Origin of the sequence: Thioclava sp. UBA3469 (genome assembly GCF_002378135.1) — a bacterium.
Taxonomy (GTDB): domain Bacteria; phylum Pseudomonadota; class Alphaproteobacteria; order Rhodobacterales; family Rhodobacteraceae; genus Thioclava; species Thioclava sediminum.
The window spans coordinates 21,298-28,787 of sequence record NZ_DFRG01000209.1; the positions used below are offsets into that span (position 1 = coordinate 21,298).

Consider the following 7,490-nt stretch of genomic DNA (forward strand, 5'->3'; position numbering starts at 1 on the left):
GAGTCGTTACTTCTTGTCCTTGAGGGCAGCCAGAACTGCGAAGGGGTTGTCCGGATCGACCGGCTTGTCCTTCTTCGGCGGACGGGCCTCGAAGTTGCGCGCGCCTTGCGGCTTGCCACCCTTCTTGCCCTTGTGACCGTCGCGCTTGCCATGCGGCTTGCCGCCGCCCTTGCGCTCGCCACGTTCGCCACCGGGCTTGCCACCTTGGCCCTGCTCGCGGCGCGGCGGACGGTTGCCGCGCGGACGCGGCGCCCAGGTGAAGGTGTAGAACACCTCGACCTCGTCGCTGGTCACGTCATCGGCTGCCACCATGTCGCCGCCGGCCTCGGCCGCAGCCTCCGCCTCGGGATGGGTCTCGGCAGGCTGCTCGCCGCCGCCAGCCTCGGCTTTCGCCTCGTCGGCCTGCTCGGCCTTGAGCGCCTCGGCACCGGCTTGCTCTTCGGCCTTCTCGAGATCGGCGGCCTTCACCTTGGCGCGCTCGCCCTTCTCGGCCTTGTAGCCCAGACCGCCCATCAGATCGGCGAACTGGTCCAGCGTCATGCCGGTGATCGAGAGCATGTCCGGATTGGCTTCGAACCCGCCACGGCTGTCCTGCGTGCGCAGAAGATCCGCGAGACGTTCGAGCATGTCGATGCGGATCGCCCGCGCGCCCGAGGGACGGTAGCCCGACAGACGGTAGGTCTCGGCATCAAACGCGTCGATATTCGGGATCGTCACGAGGCCCGGAGGCGGGCTTTCGGGGAATTCATCCGCGCCCGACCACAGCGAGGCCAGCACCAGCCGCAGCCGCGTCGGCGCGGGCTTCAGAAGCGCGGGCATGAAGATCGTGTATTGGCCGAAGCGCACGCCGTGCTTGCGCAGGCTGCCGCGCGCGTCCTGATCGAGATCCTTAACCTCGGCGGCGACCTGCTCGCGCGGGATGATGCCCAGCGATTCCACCATGCGGAACGCGAAGCCACGGGCGAGCCCCGTCAGCTCTTCGTCGCGGCTCATCGCCAGAAGCGGCTCGAACAGGGCTGCGACCTTGCGGTCGATGAAATGCTGCAGACGGCGTGTGACCTTCTCGGCCACATCCGCACCCGCCTCGTCATCGACGAACGCCTGCACGGTCGGCTTCAGGAGATCGGGCCCTTTCACCAGCTTGCCGACAGCGGTCTCGCCCCACATCAGGCCGCCCTGCTCGGTGAAATCCATCTCCGTATCGGGGGCGTTGTAGAAGCGGTCCGCGCGCAGGCTGAACTCGGGCGCAAGCGCCTCGTAGGCCGCGCGGGCAAGCATCTTCGCCTCGTCGGGCGAGCCGGTCTCGTCCTGCTTGAACCGGAATCCTTCCAAACGGCCCGCGAATTCGCCTTCAACCGTCACTTCGCCCTTGTCGTTCACCTCGGCCACGAGGGTCTCCTTCTGCTTGAGCCGGCGCATCAACACAGAGGTGCGCCGGTCCACAAATCTTTGCGTCAGCGCGCCATGCAGCGCGTCCGACAGGCGGTCTTCTACAGCGCGGGTCGCCTCGCGCCAATGGCTTTCATCATCGACCCACCCTTTGCGTTGCGCAACATAGGTCCATGTGCGGATGAAGGCGAGACGACGCGAGAGCGTGTCGATATCGCCGCCCGTCCTGTCGATACGCTCGATCTGACGTGCAAGCCAGTCCGAGGGCACGCCCTTGCCCGATTGCAGGAACTCGAAGATGCGCGCCAGAAGCGTTGCATGTTCGGCCTCGGAAATCGAACGAAAATCGGGGATTCGGCAGACATCCCAGAGGAGTTGCACATCCTTTGGGCTGGTAATGCGGTCGCGGATCGCCGGATCGTCAGCCAGCACCTTGAGCGCGCGCGCATCGTCCGCCTCGCGCCCCTTGGTGAGCCATTCGCCCTCTGGCCGCGCGTCGAGCGACTGGATCAGCCGGTCCACGGTGCCGAATTCCAACCGCGCGTTACGCCATTGCAGACGCTGCAGCGGCGCGAAACGATGGTTCTCGACCGCTTCGATCACCTCGGGCTGCAGCGGGCGCGCCTCGCCGGTCACGCCGAACGTGCCGTCAGTGGTGTGGCGCCCTGCCCGGCCCGCGATCTGCGCCAGCTCATGCGGAAAGAGTGGACGCATCCGCCGCCCGTCGAATTTCGACGTCGCCGAAAACGCGACATGGTCGATATCGAGGTTGAGCCCCATCCCGATCGCATCGGTGGCGACCAGATAATCCACGTCGCCATTCTGATACATCTCGACCTGCGCGTTGCGGGTGCGAGGCGACAGCGCCCCCATCACCACCGCGCAGCCGCCCTTCTGGCGGCGGATCAGCTCCGCGATCGCATAGGTATTCTCGACCGAAAACCCGACGATGGCGGAGCGCGGCTTCATCCGGGAGATTTTCTTCGAGCCGGAATAGGTCAGCTCGGAAAACCGCTCGCGCTTCGTGAACTGCACCTTCGGCACCAAGGCGGCGATCGCCCCCCGCATCGTCTCGGAGCCGAGGAACAGCGTCTCGTGCAGCCCGCGCGCATGCAGCAGCCGGTCGGTGAAGACATGACCGCGCTCGGGGTCGCCACAGAGCTGGATCTCGTCGATGGCAAGGAAGTCCGCACCGATCCCCGTCGGCATCGCCTCGACCGTGCAGACCCAGTACTGCGTGCGTTCGGGCACGATCCGCTCTTCGCCGGTGACCAGCGCCACCACGCTCGGCCCACGCTGCGCCACGATCCGGTCATAGACCTCGCGCGCCAAGAGCCGCAGCGGCAGCCCGATGACGCCGGTCCGATGCGCCAGCATCCTCTCGATTGCGTAATGGGTTTTGCCGGTATTGGTCGGCCCCAGAACGGCCGTGATCCGCCCGCCTTGCATCGCAGCTCCGTTCCAGCCCTTAGAGAGCCGTGCCCTGATGCGCCTCGTCGAGGCGCGCAATGGCGTCTTTCACATCCTGTTGATGCGGATTCAAGGCAAAAGACTTCTGATAGGCTTCAAGCGCACGCTTGTCGTCGCCCATCTCTTCGAGGATCGCCCCCAGCCCGGCAAGCGCGCCCCAATGACGCGGCTCCAGCTTCAGGGTACGTGCGATATCCGCCGCCGAGGGCCCGTAGAGTCCGGCCATGAAATAGGCCGTCGCCCGCCCGTTCCAGCCAGCGGCAAAATCGGGGGCATGATCGGTCAGCGCCGTGAAATGTTCGATCGCGGCCTCGGTATCGCCCGCGTCCAGCGCGTCCTCGCCGCGCTTGAACAGCAAATCCATCGCCGCAGACCCCGAGCGCGACCACGCCCTGCGGATGTCCGCCTCGGCCCGCGACCAGCCCGGATCGTTCGGATCGGCCAACTCTTTGAAATAGGGCTCGAGCCCCGCGGTTTCGGCGCTGGCGGGGAATGCCGCCATTGTTCCCAGCATCGCCGAAAAGCAAAATGCCGTGACGACACATTTGTATCTGTCAAATCGCTGCCACATAAATCATGACTGTAATGCAATTGCCGGAGAATGCGAGAGCCCGGCCATCAAATTTGGAGGACGCGATGAGCGAGGTTATCGACAAGGCCGTTGAGGCACTGCGGGCGAAACTGCCCGATGGGTTTTCTTCGACTGCAAAATTCGTGATCGAGGACGAAGGCTCGATCATTGCCGACGAGAACGGCGTTCGTGAAGGCGACGACGACGCAGAGGTGGTTCTGACCGCCGACCGCGAAACTTTCGAAGGCATGCTCAACGGCGATGTGAACCCGACTGCGGCCTTCATGTCCGGCAAGCTTTCGGTCGACGGCTCGATGGGCCTCGCCATGCAGCTGGGTGCGGCACTCGCCTGATGGAACGCGCCCCGCTTTTCGAAGAGATCGCGCGCGGCCCCGAGGGGGGCGCGGCCTACTGGCTGACGGCGGAAGATGGTGTGCGGATACGTTTCGCACACTGGCCAGCACCGCCCCAACCACGCGGCACGGTCTTTCTGGGATGCGGACGCACCGAATATGTCGAGAAATACGGCCCTGCGGCCGCGGAATTCGCGGCCCGGGGCTATGCCATGCTCGCCATCGACTGGCGCGGGCAAGGCCTAGCCGACCGGCTTTTGCCTGACGCGCCCGAAAAGGGCCATGTCGGCGGCTTGCAGGATTACCAGTGGGATCTGCACGCGGTGATCGCCGCCGCAGACGAGCTGGGCCTGCCGCAACCCTATTACATCGTGGGCCACTCGATGGGCGGCGCGATCGCGCTGCGCGCGGTGATGCACGAGCACCATCGCTTCGACGCGGTCGCGTTCTCTGCGCCGATGTGGGGGATCGCCACCTCGGCCCTGCTGCACCCGTTCCGGATCGTGTTGGCAAACCTTCTGGGCGAAGGTTTCCTTGCGAACAAATATCCGCCCGGCATGAACGGCACCACCTATGTCTACCGCGACAGCTTCGAGTCGAACCGCCTGACCCGCGATCCCGAGATGTGGGCCTGGCTGGTCGAGCAGGCCGCGAAACATCCCGAACTGACGCTGGCCGGCCCGACGATCCACTGGGTTGCCGAGAGTCTGCTGGAATGCGAGGCGCTGGCGGCGCTGCCTTCCCCCGACCTGCCCTGCTATTGCGGCCTGGGCGGCGTGGAGAAGATCGTGCACACGCCCGCGGTCCATGACCGGATGGGGCGCTGGCCGAAGGGCACACTCGACGTGGTTCCCGGCGCCGAGCACGAATTGATGATGGAAGTTCCCGCGACGCGGAAACGCTTCTACGATGGCTGCGCCGCGCTGTTCGACGCGGCGGACGGGCTGGAAGCCCGCGAACCGGTCAAAGCTGAATCTGCGTAAAGCTGTCGCGCAGCGCGTTCGACCAGGCTTCCGACATTTCCGCGAAATCGCTGTCGCCCGCCTCGATGCGGCGCTGGCTGGAAATCCGGCAATCGTCTTTCTTGATCACCGCCAGATCGAGCGGCATCCCCACCGAGAGATTCGAGCGCAGCGTCGAATCCATCGACAGAAGCACCGCCTTCTGAGCGTCGATCAGGTTGGTCTCGGGGCGCACCACGCGATCGAGGATCGGCTTGCCGTATTTATGTTCGCCGATCTGCAGGAAGGGCGTGTCCTCGGTCGCCTCGATGAAGTTGCCTTCCGGATAGATGAGGAACATCCGCATCTCGCCGCCCGCGCGCTGACCCGCGACGATCATCGAGGCCGAGGTCGAGACCCGCTCGGCATCCATCCGGCTCGTGATGTCCTTGCGCACACCCGCCATCGTGTTGCCGATAATCTCGGCCACTTTCAGCATGGTAGGCGCTTCCATGATCGAGCTGTCGCCCGTCGCGTCGCTCGCGTCCGCCGCTTCGCGCAGCCGCGCCAGCGTCGTTTGCGTCACCGAGAGCGAGCCCGCGGTCATGATCGCGATCACCCGTTCGCCGGGCTCTTCAAAGGTGAACATCTTGCGATAGGTCGCGATGTTATCGAGCCCGCCGTTGGTCCGCGTGTCCGACAGCAGCACCATCCCCTCGTTCAGCAAGAGGCCTACGCAATAGGTCATGTTCGTTCCCTGATCCCTGACAAGCGCGCAATCTATTGCTGGACTTGGTCCAAGGCAACTGTGACGTGCAGTCGCTCCTCACCCGAGCCTTGGGTGATGCCACGGATCGGCGCAGCCTCGCGCGCATCGAGACCGGAGCCGAGGCGAATGTAGCGCTCATCGGGGCAGCATTTGTTCGCCGGGTCGAAGCCGATCCAGCCGATCCCCGCGACCCAGATCTCGCCCCAGGCATGGGCGGCCTCGTGCGGCGTGCCGTCATCGGTCGCGAAGAGGTAGCCCGAGACATAGCGCGCGGGCAGATCGACGCAGCGGGCGACGGCGACCAGCGCGTGGGCGTGGTCCTGACAGACCCCCTCCCCCTGCGCCAGCGCCTCGGCGGCGGTGGTGTGCGAATGGGTGGCACCCGGCTTGTAAGCGATCGCCTCGGAGATCGCTGCGCTCAGACGATGTGCCCGGTTGAGATCTTCCGTGGCCCCTGCAACGGCCTCTTCCGCCAGCGCCGCCAGACTGTCGTCGATCCAGGTCGCGACGGTCTCGCGCAGATACGCCATCGGATGCACCAGCTCGCGATGGCCGCGCAGCACGCCCGAGGTATCAAAAGTTTCGACCTGCCCTTTCACGGTGATCGCGACCTCGTCGACCGGCGGACGGATCGACCAGCCCTCGACCCGGTCGCCCGCGCCGTCGCGGAACGAGCCGCCCCGGAGACCGCCTTCGACCGAGACGTCCCATTCGATCACGCGCTGGCCCTCGAAGCGCGAGGGGAACATGCGCAAAGATTGCACCGCAGCGCCCATCGGCGCGTCGTAATCATAGGTGGTGACATGGTTGACGGTGAGGATCATCGCGCATCTCCCGACAAGTAGGTTTGCTGAACGAGCGCGGTAAGCTGCCCGACCTCGCCGATGAAGCGGGTGAGGAACTCATGCAGGCCTTCGTCGATAATTTCGGCGACCTGCGTCTGGTTCAGCTCGGTCATGATCGCCTTGGCGCGCATCTGCGGCAGGCCGGTGCCCGGCTCGACCTCGTAGAAGCTTTCGAGATTGTCGAGATGGTGCATCGCCTTGCGCGTGGCCGAAATCAGCGAGCGCGGACTGGCCGGGTTGAGGATCAGGAAATGCATGATCTTCGACGCCGTCAGCTCGCCGCCATAGGCCCAGTGGAAGGCCCGGTAGGATTGCAGCGCGCGCAGCAGCACCTGCCATTGGTAGTTGTCGAGGCCGGAGCCCACCATCTCCACCGAGGGCAGTAGCACGAAGTACTTCACGTCGATCAGACGCGCAGTGTTGTCCGCCCGCTCCAGCGCATAGCCGAGGTTCATGAAGAAGAACCCGTCATTGCGCAGCATCGTGCCGTCCATCGCCCCGCGCAGCAGCGCCGATTGCCGGGCCACCCATTCGCAGAGCTCGGTAATCTCCCATTCCGAGCGCGGCTGGCGCTCGATCTGGCGGATTTCCTGAAACGCGGTGTTGAGCGTATCCCAGACCTGACCGGTGATCGCCGTCCGCACGATGCGGGCGTTTTCCCGTGCCCGCTCGATGCAGGACACCACCGAGGACGGATTGTCGCGGTCGAAGAACAGGTAGCTCTCTATATTGCGCTGCACCGGGTCGCCGTATTTCTCGGAGAAGCCGTCGGCGGTGCCCGAGGCTTGCAGCAGGCTCTCCCATTCCGAGCGGTAGCCATGCCCGGTCGAGGGCGTCAACGCAATCCGCGCGCCGACCTCCAGAAGCCGTGCCATCGTCTCCGCGCGCTCCATGTAGCGCGCGACCCAGAACAGGTTTTCAGCGGTTCTACTCAGCATCCGATCACTCCGCCAAAACCCAGGTGTCTTTCACGCCCCCGCCCTGCGAGGAGTTCACGACGAGCGACCCTTCGGTCAGCGCGACGCGGGTCAGCCCGCCGGGGACCAGCTCGACCTTCTCGCCGACAAGGCAATAGGGCCGCAGATCGACGTGACGCGGCGCCACGCCCTCTTCCACGAAGGTCGGCGTGGTCGACAGCGCTAGCGTCGGCTG

General features: G+C 65.2%; 8 protein-coding genes. 2 read left to right on the forward strand and 6 right to left on the reverse strand.

Annotated features, from left to right (window positions below; genetic code table 11):
• Window positions 1-6: 6 nt before the first annotated feature.
• Together B3D39_RS15100 and B3D39_RS15105 are read right to left on the reverse strand one after the other, a co-directional pair.
• The gene (locus B3D39_RS15100) at window positions 7-2,838 is read right to left on the reverse strand and encodes a helicase-related protein (RefSeq protein ID WP_274961837.1); all 2,832 of its coding nucleotides are present in this window, start codon (window positions 2,836-2,838) and stop codon (window positions 7-9) included.
• 19 nt (window positions 2,839-2,857) lie between these two features.
• A complete protein-coding gene (locus B3D39_RS15105) occupies window positions 2,858-3,361 on the reverse strand; it encodes a tetratricopeptide repeat protein (protein WP_274961838.1) in 504 nt (167 codons plus the stop codon).
• A 134-nt stretch (window positions 3,362-3,495) separates the two neighbouring features.
• On the opposite strand from B3D39_RS15105, the gene B3D39_RS15110 reads away from it, so the two are divergent.
• The gene (locus B3D39_RS15110; protein WP_078542112.1) at window positions 3,496-3,783 is read left to right on the forward strand and encodes an SCP2 sterol-binding domain-containing protein; all 288 of its coding nucleotides are present in this window, start codon (window positions 3,496-3,498) and stop codon (window positions 3,781-3,783) included.
• Window positions 3,783-4,766 (forward strand): alpha/beta hydrolase, encoded by a 984-nt coding sequence (locus B3D39_RS15115; protein ID WP_286789847.1) that lies wholly within the window; start codon window positions 3,783-3,785, stop codon window positions 4,764-4,766. The genes B3D39_RS15110 and B3D39_RS15115 overlap by 1 nt, the downstream gene beginning before the upstream one ends.
• Here B3D39_RS15115 and B3D39_RS15120 read toward each other — a convergent pair.
• The 4 genes from B3D39_RS15120 to B3D39_RS15135 form a co-directional block, all read right to left on the reverse strand.
• Entirely contained in the window at window positions 4,747-5,472 is a 726-nt protein-coding gene (locus B3D39_RS15120; RefSeq protein WP_078548680.1) for a peptidase, read from the reverse strand. The two genes, B3D39_RS15115 and B3D39_RS15120, sit on opposite strands and share 20 nt — an antisense overlap.
• A gap of 32 nt (window positions 5,473-5,504) precedes the next feature.
• On the reverse strand, window positions 5,505-6,317 hold the full coding sequence (locus B3D39_RS15125; protein WP_078542114.1) for a transglutaminase family protein: 813 nt from the start codon (window positions 6,315-6,317) through the stop codon (window positions 5,505-5,507).
• Window positions 6,314-7,276 (reverse strand): alpha-E domain-containing protein, encoded by a 963-nt coding sequence (locus B3D39_RS15130; protein WP_078520529.1) that lies wholly within the window; start codon window positions 7,274-7,276, stop codon window positions 6,314-6,316. Before B3D39_RS15130 ends, B3D39_RS15125 begins: the two co-directional genes overlap by 4 nt.
• Window positions 7,277-7,280: 4 nt before the next feature.
• The coding region (locus B3D39_RS15135; RefSeq protein WP_286789848.1) for a circularly permuted type 2 ATP-grasp protein at window positions 7,281-7,490 on the reverse strand (210 nt) is incomplete at its 5' end.